The following is a 17,239-nucleotide window of genomic DNA, read 5'->3' as shown; positions in this document are numbered from 1 at the left end:
ACCGGCCTGCCGTCGCGCAGGGCGCACACCCGCACCGAGTCCGTCCCGAGGTCCACGCTGACCAGCCGGCGTCCGCTCGGGTCGGCCTGGACCTGCCACAAGCGTTGACATGCCCGGACCCTGATTGGAGACCGCATGTTCCTGCACAGCCGCAAGCCCCAGCTCCCGACCCCCGAGCAGGCTCTGCCCGGCCGTACCGAGCCGGCCTTCTCCGTCCCCGACCGCCACACCGTCCTCGGCACCCCGCTGCTCGACCCCCACCCCGAGGGTCTGGAGACCGCCGACTTCGGCCTGGGCTGTTTCTGGGGCGCGGAGCGCAAGTTCTGGCAGCTCCCGTCGGGTGTGTGGACGACGCTGGTCGGCTACCAGGGCGGCCACACCGAGAACCCCACGTACGAGGAGGTCTGCTCGGGCCTGACCGGCCACACCGAGGTGGTCCGCGTGGTCTTCGACCCGGACGTCATCTCCTACGAGACCCTCCTGAAGACGTTCTGGGAGTCCCACGACCCCACCCAGGGCTTCCGCCAGGGCAACGACGTCGGGACCCAGTACCGCTCCGCGATCTACACCCACACCCCCGCCCAGTCCGCCGCGGCCGAGGCCTCCCGCGATGCCTACCAGCAGGTCCTCACAGCGGCGGGCCACCCCACGATCACCACGGAGATCCTCCCGGCGCGGGACCGGACGTTCTACCCGGCGGAGAGCTACCACCAGCAGTACCTCTCCGACGCCAAGAACCCGAACGGCTACTGCGGCCTCGGCGGCACCGGGCTGTCGTGCCCGATCGGTCTCGCCGAGGTCGAGGGCTGAGTCCTTGAATCGGTGGCCGCCCGGACCGGGCGGCCACACGCTGTACGGCAGGGAAGAACCGCGACGCCGGATCCGCGCCGTCCACACGGAGTCCACGGTCACCGTCTGCCAGGCGTACCCGCCGGAGATCGGCGTACCCGCCGCCCGCGACGGCCGCTTCCCCGCCGCGTGGAAGCGGGACCGGATGACCTGGGTCATCAAGCCGCGTTCACAGATTGCAAGGGCACGGGCTCGAGTGCTGGGTTGCGTCAACTCCGTTGGGTGGGCCCGCCGAAGCGTGGATCATGGAGCCGTGACGAAGTGGACGAAGAAGGCGGCTCCGGCCGAACAGTCGGAGCATGAGCCCGAGCTCTCGGCGTACCAGCAGGCGATGCGGAACCGGCTTCTCGCGGCCCCCGTGGTGCCCGCTCCTGAACCCTGGCGGCCCGTCTTCGAGTACACATACGGCGTCGCTGTCGGCGGACTGCTCGGGATCGGTTTCGCGACGCATCCCGACAGCGGCCACGATCTGGTGATGGTCGTCTCCTCCGGCGGTCACGGTCTCTTCGACGCCGTCACCGGGGAGAAGATCGCCAGGGACCGCGATCCCGACCCCGAGGACAGCACCCCCGACGCGGTTGCAGACCTGTCGTGCCCAGGGCTGGGACCAATTGCCGGGAGCCGCGTGCGCATTGCGGGGCTCTTCGGCGGAGGGCTGCACACCACCACCGGGGACGGCTGGACTCTGGAGGTCGTCACGCCGGCCTGGCCGAACGACCGTGTCCTACTGTCCAGCGACGGCGGGCTGCCCCACGCCGGTCCGCACGGAGAGCAGTGGTGGCACATCTTCCACTCGAACTACTCCACATTCCGCACAGCGGGCTTCTCGCCCTCCGGACAGACCATCGCCGTGGCGACGAGCAGCGACCTTTCCTTGTGGACACGTAGGCCGGACGACACCCTCTTCGGTAGCACCGGAGCCTGACCGAGCCGGCCTGCGCATCAAGTCGTGGGACCCCTCCGGCAATACGCTCTGCAATCTGTCGGCATACGTGTCTTGCGGGCAGCGATGGGACGAAGCGAGATCACACGTCGAACTGGTTCCACTCGACCGCGGCATTGGCCAGCGGGGCGAGAGCGCTGCGGTGGGTGGCGCCGGCCCAGACGCTGAAGCTGTCATCGTCTGCTGACCCCGAGACGTGCAGGACGAGCCCCGGGGCCACATAGAACTGGGTGGGGTACCAGGGGCAGAAGGGACGCAGGGGCACGCGGTGCAATCCTTTGGTGAGCAGCCGGACCTGTTGCCCCGTCGGTTCGTAGGGGAGCGCCAGATAGTCGGCGCCCATTGCGGCTTCGAAGAGGGCGAACTGGAGGAGGAAGCCGCTGAGCGGCTCCTGCTCGGCGATCGGAGGTTCGTCGTACCCCCGGAACCAGACGGTCGGATCGGCTTCTGGGCCGTCCGGTGTCTGCGGCAGTGACCAGACGAACCCTCCCTGGTTCTCCTCGCCGAAGACGATCATCTCATTCGGATCCACCCGGAGCTTGGATGCGGGGATGATCCGGTTCTGCACTCCGAGGGAAGCCGGGTGGCGCCGAGCCAGGTCGTAGAAGTGCCTCAGTCCCTCCGGCAGATCGAGTGTGGGTGCCTGTACCGATGGTTGTTCGGGAGCCTCAGACACCACGGGATGCCAGCCGGTGATGAACTGTTCGAGCGCGGTCGCTCTGTCGCCGTTCACGTTGCTCAGCCACTCCAGGCCCGGGAGAGCCGGCGGAGGGAGGGGAGGGCGCACAAGGTCCAGGCCGAGCCTGCTCAAGGGGGTGTCAAGCCGGAAGGCGCAGTCGGTGAGAACGTGCTCGGTATGACCCGGGCACAGTTTCGTTCCCGCCCGGGCCACGCTGCCGGTGCCGAGGTACACGAGGCCTTCCCGTACCCGGGCAGTCAGATGGACAGGCAGCCTCATGTCGGCTGTACCCCGCTCCCAAAGCTGATCCACAAGCCTTTGCCCGACCGGCGTCGGTGCCGGCCCGAGGAGACGGACCTCCTCGGCGTTCCACACGCTGCTCCTGTCGAGCGCGTCCCCCGCTTCCACGATGATCACTGTCCCGACGTCGCCGATGACGGCGGTGGCGCTGCCGAAGGTGTAGTCGTCCCGGGTCGCCGCGTCACCGGCGAGCCCAAACGCCTGCATGTCGTTCAGAAGTGACATGAGAGGTATCGCGGAAGAGTGATCAACCATGCGCACATCTTCCAGGACGGTCGGATGGCTCCTTCCGCTGCGTGTGCGGTTGGCTGCCCGCAGCTCGGTGAGGTTTGTCAGTGCGGCTTGACCTGGATCAAGCCATCGTTCCTGTGGATGATGTACCGCTGCGGCTGGGGCGCCGAGGCCGGGCAGGAGAAGGTCCTCGCCGTCGAGATCACCCGCGACGGCTTCGACTGGGCGCTGCGGCACGCCTGTCTGTCGAGCCATGTGCACGGAGTGCACGCCGATCGTGCCACCTGGCAGCTTCAGCTGAAGCGCGCGCCCGCTCGCGTGCAGTGGGATCCCGAGCGGGACCTGCACCTGCGGCCCCTGCCGTACCGGTCGCTGCAACTCGGCCTCGCAGGGGAGGCCGCACGGCGCTACGCGGACGCGTGACGGTCGCCGTCCGCGACGTGACCCCGCTCGCCCACGAGATCCACGCACTCGTCAGCGGTGGCGACCCGGACTCTGCGGCCCGACTCCTCCCGCCCGAACGCCCCTGCCCTGCCCCGGACGAACTCCTGGCCGGTCTGTGCGGGTGACGTGCCCGCACCGTCGGGCCGAGCCGCCCCGGTTGCCGCAGCACAGTCGAAGTGTCGGCGTCAGCGTGAGTGGGACGGAGCGGTCAGGGCCGCCCGCGCCCGCGTACCCCCGACGGGGCGGAAGTCGGGGTTCGTCACGCAGCCGAGGTTCTGGTAGATGCTGGCGTTCGTCTGGGGGTCGAGGCCGGCCCAGTGGTACTGGCACGCCCCTTCGATGAACCTGCCCTGTACCCCGCCCGGGAAGTCGATCTCCTTGTTCCACAGGTACGGCGACTGGATGCCGGTCATCCGGGCGGTGGCGTTCACGTCGATCCCGCCGGGGGCCTGGATGGCGTACACCCAGCCGTCCTTCCCACCCCCGGTGGCGAATCCCTGCGCCACCCACCGGTCACAACTGGTGCTCACGTGCGCACTGTTCTGGCCGCCGCCCCCGGTGATCCACTTCGACAGCGGCGTGAGGTCCGTACCCAGCGGGGTGAAACCGCTCCGGAAGATCACCTGCGGGTCCGGCCGGGTGTCTCCCCGCCACAGTGTGTTGTCGTCGTGCCGCCAGTACCAGCCCTCGCGCACCGCGGCGAGGTCCACCTGAGGCTTGATCGTGCGGTCCGTCGTGGTCTGCGCCCACTCCGACGGCCGGTACCCGCCGGTCGGGCCGCAGGGCCCGGTGTCGCGGATCTGCTCGGGGGTCCCCGGGAACGGGTCCGCCGATGCGGCGGCCGAGGGAACGAAGGACAACGAGGTGACAACAAGCGCAGTGGCGGAAGCGATCCGCAGCGCGGTCTTCTTGAACATGGTCGGGCCAATCCCTCACTCGGCGACACGGCTCGTGCTTCCTATCGGGTAATGCCGGGAGGCGAGGCCCGACGTTCGCAGGGGGGTCACCCGTCGGCACCACGCGTTTCACTCACCCGGCGCACGCTCCCCGCGACGGCGGCGCGCATGCCGTCCTCACCACGTCCGCCGAACCGGACCGCCTGCGCGCCCGCCACCCCGACCGGCTCTCCATCCGCCCCCGGCGGCTGCTGAACCCGTGACCCGCACCCGGCAGGGGGCTCAAAGAAATGCGGCGGCACACGGCCGCTCGTTCGTGAGTTACTGCGCAGGCAGTCGGTTCGACCACGGCTGCGTCCGCATCCATCCACGTCGTCCGTACCGACCCAGGGGAGATCCGCATGAATGGCAGCAGTGACGTGTTCCTGATCGGTGGGGGGCGGGACGAGTCGGCCGCCGGCGCCGTCTACGGCCCCTTCCTGCGCGCCGCCTCCGCGGCCGCGCCCCGGGTGCTGTGCGTCCTCGTCGACGAGGGCGACGGCGCCGACCTGTTCGCCCGCTACGACACCCTGCTGCGCAAGGCCGGCGACTGCGCCCCGGTGCCACTGCTGCTGCCGCTCGGGGAGCCGTTCGAGCCGGGGGCGCTGGCGGCGGACGTGGACGCACTGCTGGTGTGCGGCGGGCTGACACCGGCCTACCAGGAGGCGTTCGCCGGCAGCCGCGACGCGCTGCCCGCGCTGCTCGCCGAGCGGGGTGTGCCGTACGCCGGCTACTCCGCGGGAGCCGCGATCGCGGCGCGGGACGCGGTGGTCGGGGGCTGGCTGGCGGACGGGGTGGCGGTGTGTCCGCCGGACACCGCGGAGGACCTGGAGGAGATCGAGGTGCGGCCCGGACTGGGGCTGGTGCCGTTCGGGGTGGACGTGCACGCGGCGCAGTGGGGGACGCTGGCGCGGCTGGCCGCGGTCGTGGCGGGCGGGCGGCTCGCGCACGGGGTCGCCGTCGACGAGAACACCGTGGTGCGGGTGGCGGGCGGACGGGCGCGGGTCGCGGGACTCGGCCGCGCCCACTCCGTACGGCCCGCGCCGGCCGGCGGCGCGCTCGTGCGGTCGTACGGCGCCGGTGAGTCCTTCTCCGCGGGCTGAGGCCGGCCGGGCCCTCCCGGTCGGGCCCTGCCCGCCGGCGGCCCGTGTCCCGGTCCGGCCGTGCTCGCCTGCCCGTACCCCGCCGTGGTCGTCGCCGGGCGGGTGGACGACGTACGACGAGGGTCCCCGACGCCGCGTGCGGCCGGGGACCCGTCGAAGGTGACGTGGGACGTCAGATGGTCGCCGTGTCGATCACGAAGCGGTAGCGGACGTCGCTGGCCAGCACCCGCTCGTACGCCTCGTTGATCTCGGAGGCGCTGATCAGCTCGATCTCGGCGCCGAAGCCGTGCTCGGCGCAGAAGTCCAGCATCTCCTGGGTCTCCTGGATGCCGCCGATCCCGGAGCCGGCGAGGGTCTTGCGGCCGCCGATCACCGAGAACAGGTTGAGCGCGACGGGCTCCTCGGGGGCGCCGACGTTGACGAAGGCGCCGTCCGTGCGCAGCAGGGCCAGGTAGGCGTCCAGGTCGAGCGGGGCGGAGACGGTGGACAGGATCAGGTCGAAGGTGCCGGCCAGCTCCTCGAAGGTCTCCGGGTCGCTGGTGGCGTAGTAGTGGTCGGCGCCCAGCTTCAGGCCGTCGTCCTTCTTGCGCAGCGACTGGGAGAGCACCGTCACCTCGGCGCCGAGGGCGTGTGCGATCTTGACGCCCATGTGGCCGAGGCCGCCCATGCCGAGGACGGCGACCTTCTTGCCGGGGCCGGCGTTCCAGTGCTTCAGCGGGGAGTAGGTGGTGATGCCGGCGCAGAGCAGCGGGGCGGCCACGTCGAGGGCGAGGCCGTCGGGGATGCGGACGACGAAGTTCTCGTCGACGACGATCTTCTCCGAGTAGCCGCCGTAGGTGGGCTCGCCGTCCTTGCCGACGGCGTTGTACGTGCCGACGCTGCCGCCGGTGCAGTACTGCTCCAGGCCGGCCTTGCAGTTGTCGCACTCACGGCAGGAGTCGACGAGGCAGCCGACGCCCACGCGGTCGCCGACGGCGAACCTGGTCACACCGGGGCCGACCTCGGAGACGACGCCCGCGATCTCGTGGCCGGGCACCATCGGGAAGATGGCCTCGCCCCAGCCCTCGCGGGCCTGGTGGATGTCGGAGTGGCAGATGCCGGCGAACTTGATGTCGATCAGGACGTCGAACTCGCGGACCTCCCGTCGCTCGATCGTCGTGCGCTCCAGCGGAGCCTTGGCGGAGGGTGCGGCGTACGCGGCAACAGTGGTCATGCCGGGGTTCTCCTAGCAGTCGTACGCCCGGTCGGCCTTCGGACCGGGCATGGCGTCCAGCCTGCCCCGTATCGCGGCGTCCACCCAGGCCTCACCTGTGCCTACGTCCGCCGTGCCTACCACTGGCGGGGTCAGGTTCGCCTGCGTACGACCGTGAATACTGGACGCATGGACGAACAGGCCGATGCCGTACCGCAGCCCGGCGGGCGTCTGGACCGGCGTGCCGAACTCAGCGAGTTCCTGCGCACCCGGCGCGCCCGGCTGAAGCCGGGGGACGTGGGGCTGCCCGACTTCGGGCGGCACCGCCGGGTGCCGGGGCTGCGGCGCGAGGAGCTGGCGCAGCTGGCCGGGGTGTCGGTGGCGTACTACACGCGCCTGGAGCAGGGCAACGGGCGGAACGTGTCCGCGGAGGTGCTGGATTCGATCGCCCGCGCGTTGCGGCTGACCGATGCCGAGCATGCGCACCTGACCCATCTCGCCAAGCCGAAGCGGCACAAGAAGAAGCCGGCGGCGCGGGGCCGGCAGGTGCGGCCGGCGCTGCGGGAGCTGCTGGACCAGATGGACGGGGTGCCCGCGTACGTGATCGGGCGGCGGTCGGAGATCCTCGCCTGGAACCGGATGGCGGCGGCCGTGTTCGGGGACTGGGGCGAGCTGCCGGTCGCCGAGCGGAACTGGGCGCGGCTGGTGTTCCTGCGGCCCGACTACCGCGATCTGTTCGTGGACTGGGAGCAGAAGGCGATCGACATCGTGTGCGCGCTGCGGATGGACGCCGGCTGCCATCCGGACGACCCGCGGCTGTCGGCCCTGGTGGGTGAGCTGTCGGTGAAGAGCGACGACTTCCGGCGGCTGTGGGCGACCCACGACGTCAAGGACAAGGCCTACGGCGTGAAGCTGCTGCACCATCCCCTGGTGGGTGAGCTGTCCCTGAACTTCGAGGGGTTCCGGCTGCTCGGGGAGAGTGAGCAGACGATGGTGACGTATCACGCGGAGCCGGGGTCGCCCTCGGCGGAGGCGCTGCGGCTGCTGGCGAGCTGGGGGACGGACGCGAGCCGGGTGGGGGCGGGCTCCCCGTCGTCGGTGTGACGACGCCCGTGATCGGTGTGACGACGCCCGTGCCTTCCTGAGCCGGCGCGGACGGCCCGCCGGAAGCCGGTGTTCCGGGGGCCGTTCGCCCGGCGCGTCGTGTCGCGGGGGCGCCGTACCGCGTCAGGAGACGGCGTTCTCCTTGACGGTGATCCTCCCCTTGCGGATGGTGGCCACGCGCGGGGCCCTCTTCGCGATGGTGGAGTCGTGGGTGACCATGATGAAGGTCAGGCCGTGCTCCTTCCACATGGTGTGCAGTACGTCCATGATCTCGTCGCGCATGCCCTCGTCGAGGTTGCCGGTGGGCTCGTCGGCGAGCAGTACCTTGGGCTGCTTCACCAGCGCGCGGGCGATGGCGACGCGCTGCTGCTGGCCGCCGGACATCTCGCCGGGGAGGTGTCCGAGCCGCTCGCCGAGGCCGACGGACCGCAGGGCCTCGGCGGCCCGTTCGCGCCGCTCCCCGCCCTTCACGCCGAGCGGGACGAGGGCGGTCTCGACGTTCTCCTGCGCGGTGAGCGTCGGGATGAGGTTGAAGGCCTGGAAGACGAAGCCGATGTTCTCGCTGCGCACCTTCGTCAGTCTGGCCTCGGACAGTGCGGCCAGGTCGGTGCCGTCGAGGACGACCTCGCCCGCGCTGGGCCGGTCGAGGCCGCCGAGCATCTGCAGGAGGGTGGACTTGCCGCCTCCGGTGGGGCCCTGGATGACGAGCCGGTCGCCGTCCGGGATGGTCAGGTCGACCCCGTCGAGGGCGTGGACGGTGTCCTTGCCGCGGGTGTAGCGCTTGGTGACGCCTCTGAGTTCGTACATGGGGGCAACAACTCCTGGGATGGGTGGGGTGGGTTGGCTACTCGACGCGTCGCAGCGCGTCGGCCGGCCGCAGCCGGGACGCCCGCCAGCCACCGAACGCCCCCGCGATCAGACCGCCGGCGACGGCGAGTCCGACCGCGACGGCCACCGTCGTGACGCTCACCGGCGCCGTCAGCGCCACGTCGAGGGTGCGGGCCGCGGCCTGCCGGCCCGGACCGCCGAAGCCGCCGCCACCGGGACCGCCCTGGCCGCCGCCGACGGAGCCGCCCGTCTCGGCCTGGAGGGTGGGGCTGACGGCGGTCACGACGTAGGCGCCGCCGAGGCCCAGCGCGATGCCCAGCGCGCCGCCGAGGAGGCCGTTGACCATGGCCTCGCCGACGACCTGCCGGGTGACCCGGCCGGACTTCCAGCCGAGCGCCTTGAGCGTGCCGAACTCGCGCACGCGCCGGGACACCGCGGAAGAGGTGAGGAGTCCGGCGACCAGGAACGCGGCGAGGAGGACCGCGATGGACAGCCACTTGCCGACGCTGGTGGCGAGCGAGGAGGCCGTGGAGAGGGAGCCGGAGACGGTGTCGGCGAGGTCCGCGGAGGTCGTCACCGTCGTGCCCGAGACGTTCTTCTGGATCGCGGACTTGACGCTGTCGATCTTCTGCGAATCGGTCGCCTGGACGTAGATCGTGGTGACCTTGTCCTTGGATTCGCTGAGCGTCTGAGCCTGCGTCAGCGGGATGTAGACGTTGGCGGCGGACTCCCCGCTGTCGGCGGTGGCGATGCCGATGACGCTGAACTCGACGCTCTTGATGGTGACCGTCGAACCGGCCTTGAGCTTCTTCTCCTTGGCGTAGGCCGAGTCCACGACGGCGACCTTCGCGTTCGCCTCGGTGGTCTTGAAGGTACGGCCGCTGGTGATCTCGGAGGAGGTCAGCGGGCCGAGCGCGGGCTCGGTGACGTCGGTTCCGTAGACGGAGTAGTTGTCGACGTCGAAGTCGGCGCCGCCGCCCTGGACCTCGCCCTGCGGCTGGCCGTTGCCGCCGCCGGGTCCGCCCGGCCCGGCACCCTCGCCCTGCTGGAACTGGCCGCGGGTGAACTGGCCGTTGACCTTGATGACCGTCAGGCTCAGTCCGCCGACGGCGTCGGAGACGCCGCTCTGCTTGCCGACCTCGGTGACGGTGGCGGCCGACAGGGTCTGGAAGCCCTGGACCATGACGCGGTCGCTGCTCTGCTCGGTGTCGGAGTCGCCGTCCTGCGCGTCGAACCGGAACCGCGGACGTTCGGAGGTGTTGGCGGTGGGCTCGGCCGCCTTGGTGACCGTCATGTCCGTGCCCAGGCCGTAGAGGGACTGGAGGACCTTGTCCTGGGCCTTCCCCATGCCGGCGGACACGGAGGTGACGACGATGACCAGCGCGATGCCCAGGGCCAGTCCGGAGGCGACGACGAGGGCCGCTTTTCTGCGGCGGCGCAGTTCGCGCCTCAGGTAGGTGAAGAACATGGCCGCAAGCTAGGTACGGACCGTGATGAAGGCGTAAGGCTGACATAAGAGAAGCATGAGAAGGCTGTGCCCGGCCCCGGAAACACCGGTGCCGCCCCTGGGGGCGGCACCGGTGGACTGTGGGCGGGATGTGCGTCAGGCGGCCGAACCGGCCTTCCACTGCGCCCAGTCCATGTTCCAGCCGTTGAGGCCGTTGTCCGGCGAGACGGTCTTGTCGCCGGTGTTCTGGACGACGATCACGTCACCGACGATCGAGCTGTTGAAGAACCAGGCGCCCGGGGTGTTCGGGTCGTCGGCGCCCTTGGTGTCGGACAGGCCGACGCAGCCGTGGCTGGTGTTCACCGAGCCGAAGATGGACTTCGCGCCCCAGTAGTTGCCGTGCACGAAGGTGCCGGAGTTGGTCAGGCGCATGGCGTGCGGCACGTCCTTGATGTCGTACTCGCCCTTGCCGTCGTCGTCGGTGAAGCCGACCGTCGCGCCGTTCATCCGGGTCTCCTTGAACTTCTCGGAGATCACCATCTGGCCCTCGTACGTCTTGTTGTCGGGCGAGCCGGCCGAGATCGGGATGGTCCGCACGGTCTTGCCGTCCTGCGTGACCTTCATCTGCTTGGTCTTCGCGTCGACGTACGTGACCTGGTTGCGGCCGATCTTGAAGGTGACGGTCTTCTGCTGGACGCCGAAGACCCCGTCGGCACCCTCGACCCCGTCGAGCGCGAGCTTCAGCGTGACGGTGGAGTTCTCCTGCCAGTAGTCCTCGGGCCGGCAGTCCATGCGGGTGGTGCTGAACCAGTGGCAGGCGACTTCCTGACCGCTGGTGGTGTTGACCGTGATGCCCTTCTGGACGGCGGCCTTGTTGGTGATCTCCTTGTTGAAGTTGATGGAGACCGGCATGCCCACGCCGACGGTCGAGCCGTCCTCCGGCGTGAAGTTGCCTATGAAGCTGTTGTCGGGGGAGACCGTGGTGAAGGAGGAGTTCTCGTGGGCCTCCAGGCCCTTGGAGTCCTTCGCGGTCGCCGCCAGCTTGTAGGTGGTCGAGCGCTCCAGCTGCCCGCTGGGCTTCCAGCTGGTCTTGTCGGCGGACAGCTCGCCCGCGACCGTGCTGCCGTCGGCCGCGGTCATCGTCACCTCGGTGAGCGTGCCCTTGCTCACGGTGACGGTCGCGGAGTTGTTGATGGAGGCGTTGTTCGAGCCGTCCGCAGGTGTGATCTTGATCTGGGCCTCGGAGGACTTCTGGGCCGCCGCCTCGTCGGCCTGGGCCTGTGAGGATCCGCCTCCGCCGTCGGCCGCGTCACTGTCGCCGCTCGAGCACGCAGAGAGCACCAGAACACCACCGAGCAGTGCGGACGCGGTCATGAGACCCCTGCGCCGCCTACCGTCCGTCATCACACGCTTCTCCATCGTCGCCGATTCCCGGTAACCCCCGGGAGTCCCCGTCAAGACCTTCAACGCTACGACCGGTTCGTCCCGTTCCACATATGCCTGATGTGTGGGCCACACCACGTCCGCGGGCGCTCGGTCCCCCCGGGGCCCCTGGTTGCGGGTGTCGGTCAGTGCGTCCCCTGAGACGACGAAACCCCGGGCGGCGGTTGCCCCCCGGGGTCACGAATTCCCCGAGACGCTCAGCCGATGCCGCCCGCGCGGCCGTCCTCCCCGGCGTCCGCCGCGCCGTCGTGGTCGTCATCATCCTCGTCGAGGTCCCAGTCCGGCGCATCGGGGTCGTACTCGACGGGCTCGGTGGACCAGGAGGCCTGCTGGAGTTCGACGCCGGGGATCTCACCGACCAGGTCGAACGGGTCCACGAGGCAGGCGAGGGCCTCGGCCGTGTCTTCCGTCACAGCACTCTCGGCCTGCGCGCGCTCACTCTCCGGAACCTCCGGGTCCGCGGCCTCCTCCGCGAGTCGTCGCAGCGCGGCCGCGGTCAGGGCGCCCTCGTCGTCGATCTCCAGGACGAGTTCAAGACGAAGGCGGACAAAATGGGATGTCTTTTCGGTAGTCACCCCCGGAGCGTACGGCTAACGGCGCCCGCGGCTTTCCCGCGACCCACGCCGTTCATTAGCATCGGGGCACACGGCCAATTCGCCAGCGCCACAAGGGGATCGATATTCCGTGTCATCCGCTCGCCGTCCGTTGCTGACCGCCACCGCCGCGGGAACCCTGCTGGGTGCCCTGTGGTTCGTCCCGAACGCCCAGGCGACCCAGGACGAGCCCACCAGAACGGCCGTGACGACGCAGGTCACCACCCAGGCGCGGGCCGCGTCCACGGACATCACCGGCACCGCTCTCACCGACACCGCTCTCACCGGCGACCTCTCCGACGGCGCCCGCCTCGCCGACACCGGAAGCTTCGACACCACCCCGTACATCGCGGGCGGGACGACCCTGCTCGCCCTCGGCGCCGGTTTCGTGGTCTATTCCGTGCGCCGGGAACGTCTGGGTTTCTGAATTGATTTGACGCTTACTTGACCCGACCTTCATAGTCCGCTCATGAAGAGATCATCGGGGGCGCGGCTGTGCGCCACGGCCGCTGTCGGCGCACTGTCGCTCGTCCTCATCACGGGCTGCTCGGACGAGGGGTCGAAGAAGGACTCCAAGGGAGCCTCGAAGGGTTCCGGTTCCTCGGCCCCGGCCGCGAAGGCGCTGACCGCGGCCGAGCTGGAGAAGCTGTTGCTCGCCCAGGGCGAGGTCAAGGGCTACAAGGTCGACGCGGGCGACGCCAGTCTGCCGAAGTCCAAGAGCGCGGTGAAGGTCGACAAGGCCGCGTGCGAGCCGCTCGTCTACGCCATTTCCGCCCTCCCGCCGGGTGACACGGATGTGAGCGCGCGGAACACCGTCACGGAGGACAAGTCGGCCCAGGCGAGCACCAAGTCGCCGGAGGACATCAGCGAGTCGGACATCGAGGACGCCTTCAACGTCACCACCACGCTCGTCGGTCTCTCGTCCTACGAGGGCGACGGGGCCGAGAAGGCCATGAAGGCCGTCACCGACAGCGTCACGGCCTGCTCCGGCGGGTTCAGCATGACGGCCGACAGCGAGACCCAGAAGGCCACCAAGGTCACCTCGGCCAAGGCCTCGGGGCTCGGCGAGGAGTCCGCGGCCTTCACCGTGGTCGCCGACATGGACGGCGAGGGTACGGCCAACTTCCAGGTCGAGGTGGTGCGCAGCGGCAGCACGGTCGCCACGTTCTACGGCATCAACCTCGGCGCGCTGGCCAAGGGCGGGGATTCCGAGGTCCCGGCCGCCGTCTCCCAGGCGCAGGTCGCCAAGCTCAAGTAGGCGCACCGGGCCCTGCCGCAGGTGCGCACGCGCCTGCGGCAGGGCCCTCTCGTGCCGTCTAGCGGAGCGGCCCCGTCACCGTCTCCACGGCCGCGACCAGCCGTCCGTCGCGCACGACGGCGTCGGCCGCGGCGAGGTCGGGGGCGAGGAAGCGGTCCGGTCCCGGGCCCTGGACTCCCGCCCCGCGTACGGCGGCGAGGACCGCGCGGGTCGCGGGCGCCGGCGTCAGCCCCTCGCGCAGCTCGACGGCGCGGGTGGCGGCGTACAGCTCGACGGCGAGGACGCGCGTGAGGTTGTCGACGGCGGTGCGCAGCTTGCGGGCCGCCGACCAGCCCATGGAGACGTGGTCCTCCTGCATCGCGGAGGACGGGATGGAGTCGGCGGAGGCGGGCACGGCCAGCCGCTTCAACTCGCCGACCAGCGCGGCCTGCGTGTACTGGGCGATCATCAGGCCCGAGTCGACACCGGCGTCGTCGGCGAGGAAGGGCGGCAGGCCGTGGCTGCGGTTCTTGTCCAGCAGCCGGTCGGTGCGGCGCTCGGCGATCGACGCGAGGTCGGCGGCGGCGATGGCGAGGAAGTCGAGGACGTAGGCCACCGGGGCGCCGTGGAAGTTGCCGTTGGACTCCACGCGGCCGTCGGCCAGGACGACCGGGTTGTCGACGGCGGAGGCCAACTCCCGTTCGGCGACGAGGCGGGCGTGGGCCATGGTGTCCCGTCCGGCTCCGGCGACCTGCGGGGCGCAGCGCACGGAGTAGGCGTCCTGGACGCGGGGCGCGTCGTCCTGGTGGTGCCCGGTCAGCTCCGAACCGGCCAGCACGGCCAGCATGTTGGCGGCGGAGTCGCCCTGACCGGGGTGCGGGCGGATGGCGTGCAGCTCGGGCGCGAGGACCCGGTCGGTGCCGAGGAGTGCCTCCAGCGTCAAGGCGGCCGTGACGTCGGCGGACTTGTAGAGGCGGTCCAGGTCGGCGAGGGCCATGATCAGCATGCCGAGCATGCCGTCGGTGCCGTTGAGGAGGGCCAGGCCCTCCTTCTCGCGCAGTTCGACGGGGGCGATGCCGTGCTCGGCGAGCAGTTCGCCGGCGGGCCGTACGGTCCCGTCCGGGCCCTCGGCGTCCCCCTCGCCCATGAGGGTGAGGGCGCAGTGGGAGAGCGGGGCGAGGTCGCCCGAGCAGCCGAGGGAGCCGTACTCGTGGACGACCGGGGTGATGCCGGCGTTGAGGAGGTCGGCCATGGTCTGCGCGACCTCGGGCCGTACGCCGGTGTGTCCGGAGCAGACGGTCTTCAGGCGCAGGAACATCAGGGCGCGGACGACCTCCCGCTCGACGCGCGGTCCCATGCCGGCGGCGTGCGAGCGGACGATGTTGCGCTGGAGACGGCCGCGGAGTTCCGGGCTGATGTGCCGGGTGGCGAGGGCGCCGAACCCGGTGGAGACGCCGTAGACGGGCTCGGGCTTGGCCGCCAGCGCCTCGACGATCCCGCGTGCCGCGGCGAGGGCCGCCACCGCCTGCTCGGAAAGCTCGACCCGGGCGCCGTCGCGCGCCACGGCGAGCACGTCGGACGCGGTCACGCCGGACGTCCCCACCACCACAGTGTGCATATCCATATTCAGGAGCGTACGCAGTGAAGATGAAGATGTCACCAGTGGGGGCGGGCTTCGCCCCTTACCGGTGCGTCACAGCCGCTCGGCGACGTGCCGCAGCCGTTCACCGCTGCGTCGCGGCCGCTCAGTGCCGCCCGCGGAAACGCCGCCGCTCCCCGGCCGGGCCGTGCGGCGGCTCGTCGGCGAGGCGGACCACCGGGTCGTCGGGCCCCTGCCGCCCCGCGACGACCGGCCGGGCGGCCCGGACGGCCTTGGCACGGTACTGGGCCGCGTCCGCGAGCCGGAAGAGACGGCGGGCCGACCGTACCGGCCCGATCGGGTCCCCGGTGGAGGCGACCCCGCAGGCCACGCCCTCGCCCAGCTCCAACTCGGCAGCCCGGCGGCACAGTTCGTCGGCGACCTTCACCACGTCGTCGGCGGCCGGGCCGACGGCGAGCAGGCAGAACTCGTCCCCGCCGAGCCGGGCGGCCAGCCCGCCGGGCAGCATCGCCCCGCACAGCGACAGCACGGACCCGAACCGTTCCAGGAGCCGGTCGCCGACGGCGTGCCCGCAGGTGTCGTTCACCCGCTTGAGCCCGTTGAGATCGCACACGACGAGACTGACCACGTCCCCGTGCGTCCGGTGCCGCTCCACCGCCTCCTCCAGGCGTACGTCGACGGCGCGGCGGTTGGCCAGGCCGGTCAGGGCGTCCGTGAAGGCGAGCCGGCGGGCCTCCTCCAGCCGCTCGGTCTGCGCGAGCCCGGCCGCGACCACGGCCGCCAGGACGGTCGCGAAGTCGGCGTCGCCGCGGTCGAAGACGGGGGTGCCGGAGGAGCGGGCCACGTACAGCTCGCCCCACGCCCTGCCGTGCAGCACGATCGGCGCGACCACGCAGGAGCCGCGCCCACGCCGGCGCAGGGCGGCGACACGCTGGTGGCAGTAGCCGGGGCGGCCGGCGGCCGGCCCCTGGGCCGTCTCCACCCAGGCGTCGGGCTCGCCGCCCGCCATCCAGCGTTCGTGCAGGAACTCGGTGATCTCCGGGAACCGGTGCACCGGATAGGCCTCGTGGTCCGGGAACTCGTCCTCGTCCGGCGCCCGGTCCCCCACGTTCACGAGGACGCGCAGCCGCCCGAGGTCGCGCTCCCAGACCGACAGCGCGGCGAAGCCGCCGGCCAGCGCCCGGCAGGCGCCGAGAGCCGCGGCGCGCCACGACTCGCGGGGCGTGCGCGCCGCCGCCATCCCCTGCGCCAGCGCCACCACGGCCGCGAGGCGTCTGTCCTCACCCATCTCCCCAGGCTAGGGATATTCGATGACAAAGGGGACTCGGGGCGATGCCGCGAGTGACGGCCCCGCCTCCCCGGACCGGTTCACTCCCCCGGCCACTGCGGCTTCCGCTTCTCGTTGAAGGCCGCGACGCCCTCGGCCCGGTCCCCCGAGAAGGCCACCGTCCGCCAGGCCGCGTCCTCCACCTCCAGCCCCGCCCGCAGGTCCAGCCCCTGCCCCAGCCGCAGGGCCCGCTTGGCCGCCCGCAGCCCCACCGGCGAGTTCGCCCCGATGCGCTCCCCCAGCGCCAGCGCCTCCTCCCGGTCGCGCCCCTCGTCCACCAGGACGTCCACCAGCCCCAGCTCCCGCGCCTCGGCGGCCTCGACCCGCCGCGCGGAGAAGATCAGCTCGGCCGCGCGGGCCGCGCCCACCCGGCGGGGGAGCAGCTGGGTCCCGCCACCGCCCGGGATCACCCCGACCGACACCTCGGGCAGCCCCACCACGGCCGTCCGGTCGGCCACGATCACATCGCAGGCCAGCGCCAGCTCGAAACCGCCGCCCAGCGCGAACCCGTGCACCGCCGCGACCGTCGGCACGGGCAGCTCCAGCACACCGGTGTACGCCCCCCGCGCGACCGGCCGCTGCCGCACCAGTTCGGCGTCGGAGAAGGAGTTGCGCTCCTTGAGGTCGGCCCCGACGCAGAAGGCCCGCTCGTGCGTCGAGGTGAGCACGACCACCCGTACGTCCCGGTCGTCGCCCAGTGCCGCGCAGGCGGCCCCGACGGACCGGGCCATCTCGGTCGACACGGCGTTCATGGCCTTGGGCCGGTCCAGGGCCAGCTCCGCGACATGCCCGTCACCGTGCCGCCGCACCAGCACGAACTCCCCGAACCGTTCCTCGCCCATGACATCCTCCGGGTTAACGCGGGTTAACAGACCTGGCTCGCCCGATCATCGCAGCCGCGCCGCGCCGGGAAAAGGCCCGGCCTCGTCCCTCCCGCGTCGCGCTCGGCCCCCGCCCACCCGTTCGAGTGACATCCCGCCCGAC

Annotated in this window: 16 protein-coding genes and 3 pseudogenes; 8 read left to right on the top strand and 11 right to left on the bottom strand. The window is 71.3% G+C overall.

Annotated elements, in window-relative coordinates; translation table 11 throughout:
- A pseudogene (locus tag AB0N31_RS20405) lies at positions 1-95 on the bottom strand (beta-propeller fold lactonase family protein); the annotation flags it as partial.
- Positions 96-135: 40 nt separating this feature from the next.
- On the opposite strand from AB0N31_RS20405, the gene msrA reads away from it, so the two are divergent.
- The 3 genes and pseudogenes from msrA (at position 136) to AB0N31_RS20390 (ending at position 1,774) form a co-directional block, all read left to right on the top strand.
- Complete coding sequence (gene msrA, locus AB0N31_RS20400; protein ID WP_366059769.1) at positions 136-810, top strand: peptide-methionine (S)-S-oxide reductase MsrA; 675 nt, start codon at positions 136-138, stop codon at positions 808-810.
- Positions 811-850: 40 nt separating this feature from the next.
- Positions 851-1,015 (top strand): annotated as a pseudogene (locus AB0N31_RS20395) (DUF4291 family protein); the annotation flags it as partial.
- 87 nt (positions 1,016-1,102) lie between these two features.
- Positions 1,103-1,774, top strand: a complete 672-nt coding sequence (locus AB0N31_RS20390) for a hypothetical protein (RefSeq protein ID WP_366059780.1) — start codon at positions 1,103-1,105, stop codon at positions 1,772-1,774.
- A gap of 100 nt (positions 1,775-1,874) precedes the next feature.
- Here the strand turns inward: AB0N31_RS20390 and AB0N31_RS20385 are convergent, their stop codons facing one another.
- Positions 1,875-2,996, bottom strand: coding sequence for a hypothetical protein (locus tag AB0N31_RS20385; RefSeq protein WP_366059768.1), 1,122 nt, complete (start codon positions 2,994-2,996; stop codon positions 1,875-1,877).
- 54 nt (positions 2,997-3,050) lie between these two features.
- Between AB0N31_RS20385 and AB0N31_RS20380 the strand changes: the two are divergent.
- A pseudogene (locus tag AB0N31_RS20380) lies at positions 3,051-3,571 on the top strand (DUF4291 domain-containing protein).
- 60 nt (positions 3,572-3,631) lie between these two features.
- On the opposite strand, the gene AB0N31_RS20375 reads toward AB0N31_RS20380, so the two are convergent.
- On the bottom strand, positions 3,632-4,363 hold the full coding sequence (locus AB0N31_RS20375) for a hypothetical protein (protein ID WP_366059767.1): 732 nt from the start codon (positions 4,361-4,363) through the stop codon (positions 3,632-3,634).
- 380 nt (positions 4,364-4,743) lie between these two features.
- Here AB0N31_RS20375 and AB0N31_RS20370 point away from each other — a divergent pair, with 380 nt between their 5' ends.
- Entirely contained in the window at positions 4,744-5,484 is a 741-nt protein-coding gene (locus AB0N31_RS20370; RefSeq protein WP_366059766.1) for a Type 1 glutamine amidotransferase-like domain-containing protein, read from the top strand.
- Between the two features lie 172 nt (positions 5,485-5,656).
- On the opposite strand, the gene AB0N31_RS20365 is transcribed toward AB0N31_RS20370, so the two are convergent.
- A complete protein-coding gene (locus AB0N31_RS20365) occupies positions 5,657-6,697 on the bottom strand; it encodes an NAD(P)-dependent alcohol dehydrogenase (RefSeq protein WP_366059765.1) in 1,041 nt (346 codons plus the stop codon).
- Between the two features lie 168 nt (positions 6,698-6,865).
- Here AB0N31_RS20365 and AB0N31_RS20360 point away from each other — a divergent pair, with 168 nt between their 5' ends.
- The gene (locus AB0N31_RS20360; RefSeq protein ID WP_366059764.1) at positions 6,866-7,780 is read left to right on the top strand and encodes a helix-turn-helix transcriptional regulator; all 915 of its coding nucleotides are present in this window, start codon (positions 6,866-6,868) and stop codon (positions 7,778-7,780) included.
- Between the two features lie 123 nt (positions 7,781-7,903).
- Here the strand turns inward: AB0N31_RS20360 and AB0N31_RS20355 are convergent, their stop codons facing one another.
- From AB0N31_RS20355 to AB0N31_RS20340, 4 genes are all read right to left on the bottom strand, one after another.
- The gene (locus tag AB0N31_RS20355; RefSeq protein WP_366059763.1) at positions 7,904-8,587 is read right to left on the bottom strand and encodes an ABC transporter ATP-binding protein; all 684 of its coding nucleotides are present in this window, start codon (positions 8,585-8,587) and stop codon (positions 7,904-7,906) included.
- A 37-nt stretch (positions 8,588-8,624) separates the two neighbouring features.
- Positions 8,625-10,076 (bottom strand): ABC transporter permease, encoded by a 1,452-nt coding sequence (locus AB0N31_RS20350; protein WP_366059762.1) that lies wholly within the window; start codon positions 10,074-10,076, stop codon positions 8,625-8,627.
- Positions 10,077-10,211: 135 nt separating this feature from the next.
- Positions 10,212-11,459: an Ig-like domain-containing protein gene (locus tag AB0N31_RS20345; RefSeq protein WP_366059761.1), complete on the bottom strand. Its 1,248-nt coding sequence runs from the start codon at positions 11,457-11,459 to the stop codon at positions 10,212-10,214.
- 236 nt (positions 11,460-11,695) lie between these two features.
- Positions 11,696-12,073 (bottom strand): hypothetical protein, encoded by a 378-nt coding sequence (locus AB0N31_RS20340; protein WP_366059760.1) that lies wholly within the window; start codon positions 12,071-12,073, stop codon positions 11,696-11,698.
- A 109-nt stretch (positions 12,074-12,182) separates the two neighbouring features.
- Between AB0N31_RS20340 and AB0N31_RS20335 the strand changes: the two genes are divergently transcribed.
- On the top strand, positions 12,183-12,518 hold the full coding sequence (locus AB0N31_RS20335) for an LAETG motif-containing sortase-dependent surface protein (RefSeq protein WP_366059759.1): 336 nt from the start codon (positions 12,183-12,185) through the stop codon (positions 12,516-12,518).
- A gap of 42 nt (positions 12,519-12,560) precedes the next feature.
- Positions 12,561-13,349, top strand: a complete 789-nt coding sequence (locus tag AB0N31_RS20330; RefSeq protein WP_366059758.1) for a hypothetical protein — start codon at positions 12,561-12,563, stop codon at positions 13,347-13,349.
- Between the two features lie 58 nt (positions 13,350-13,407).
- Here AB0N31_RS20330 and hutH read toward each other — a convergent pair whose 3' ends face one another.
- From hutH to AB0N31_RS20315, 3 genes are all read right to left on the bottom strand, one after another.
- Positions 13,408-14,946 carry a histidine ammonia-lyase gene (gene hutH, locus AB0N31_RS20325; protein ID WP_366059779.1) on the bottom strand — a complete coding sequence of 513 codons (1,539 nt, stop codon included), beginning with the start codon at positions 14,944-14,946 and terminating at the stop codon, positions 13,408-13,410.
- Between the two features lie 127 nt (positions 14,947-15,073).
- Positions 15,074-16,216 (bottom strand): GGDEF domain-containing protein, encoded by a 1,143-nt coding sequence (locus AB0N31_RS20320; protein WP_366059757.1) that lies wholly within the window; start codon positions 16,214-16,216, stop codon positions 15,074-15,076.
- A gap of 80 nt (positions 16,217-16,296) precedes the next feature.
- A complete protein-coding gene (locus AB0N31_RS20315; protein ID WP_366059756.1) occupies positions 16,297-17,097 on the bottom strand; it encodes an enoyl-CoA hydratase-related protein in 801 nt (266 codons plus the stop codon).
- Positions 17,098-17,239: the final 142 nt, after the last annotated feature.

Source organism: Streptomyces sp. NPDC051051, from assembly GCF_040682975.1.
Lineage (GTDB): Bacteria > Actinomycetota > Actinomycetes > Streptomycetales > Streptomycetaceae > Streptomyces.
The sequence above is the reverse complement of the archived record's forward strand: the minus strand, read 5'-3'. Positions and strand labels throughout refer to the sequence as shown.

Coding starts and splice junctions, on each gene's coding strand:
- msrA (WP_366059769.1), top strand. CDS start 136: ATGTTCCTGCACAGCCGCAAGCCCCAGCTCCCGACCCCCGAGCAGGCT.
- AB0N31_RS20385 (WP_366059768.1), bottom strand. CDS start 2,996: ATGTCACTTCTGAACGACATGCAGGCGTTTGGGCTCGCCGGTGACGCG.
- AB0N31_RS20375 (WP_366059767.1), bottom strand. CDS start 4,363: ATGTTCAAGAAGACCGCGCTGCGGATCGCTTCCGCCACTGCGCTTGTT.
- AB0N31_RS20370 (WP_366059766.1), top strand. CDS start 4,744: ATGAATGGCAGCAGTGACGTGTTCCTGATCGGTGGGGGGCGGGACGAG.
- AB0N31_RS20365 (WP_366059765.1), bottom strand. CDS start 6,697: ATGACCACTGTTGCCGCGTACGCCGCACCCTCCGCCAAGGCTCCGCTG.
- AB0N31_RS20360 (WP_366059764.1), top strand. CDS start 6,866: ATGGACGAACAGGCCGATGCCGTACCGCAGCCCGGCGGGCGTCTGGAC.
- AB0N31_RS20355 (WP_366059763.1), bottom strand. CDS start 8,587: ATGTACGAACTCAGAGGCGTCACCAAGCGCTACACCCGCGGCAAGGAC.
- AB0N31_RS20350 (WP_366059762.1), bottom strand. CDS start 10,076: ATGTTCTTCACCTACCTGAGGCGCGAACTGCGCCGCCGCAGAAAAGCG.
- AB0N31_RS20345 (WP_366059761.1), bottom strand. CDS start 11,459: ATGACGGACGGTAGGCGGCGCAGGGGTCTCATGACCGCGTCCGCACTG.
- AB0N31_RS20330 (WP_366059758.1), top strand. CDS start 12,561: ATGAAGAGATCATCGGGGGCGCGGCTGTGCGCCACGGCCGCTGTCGGC.
- hutH (WP_366059779.1), bottom strand. CDS start 14,946: ATGCACACTGTGGTGGTGGGGACGTCCGGCGTGACCGCGTCCGACGTG.
- AB0N31_RS20320 (WP_366059757.1), bottom strand. CDS start 16,216: ATGGGTGAGGACAGACGCCTCGCGGCCGTGGTGGCGCTGGCGCAGGGG.
- AB0N31_RS20315 (WP_366059756.1), bottom strand. CDS start 17,097: ATGGGCGAGGAACGGTTCGGGGAGTTCGTGCTGGTGCGGCGGCACGGT.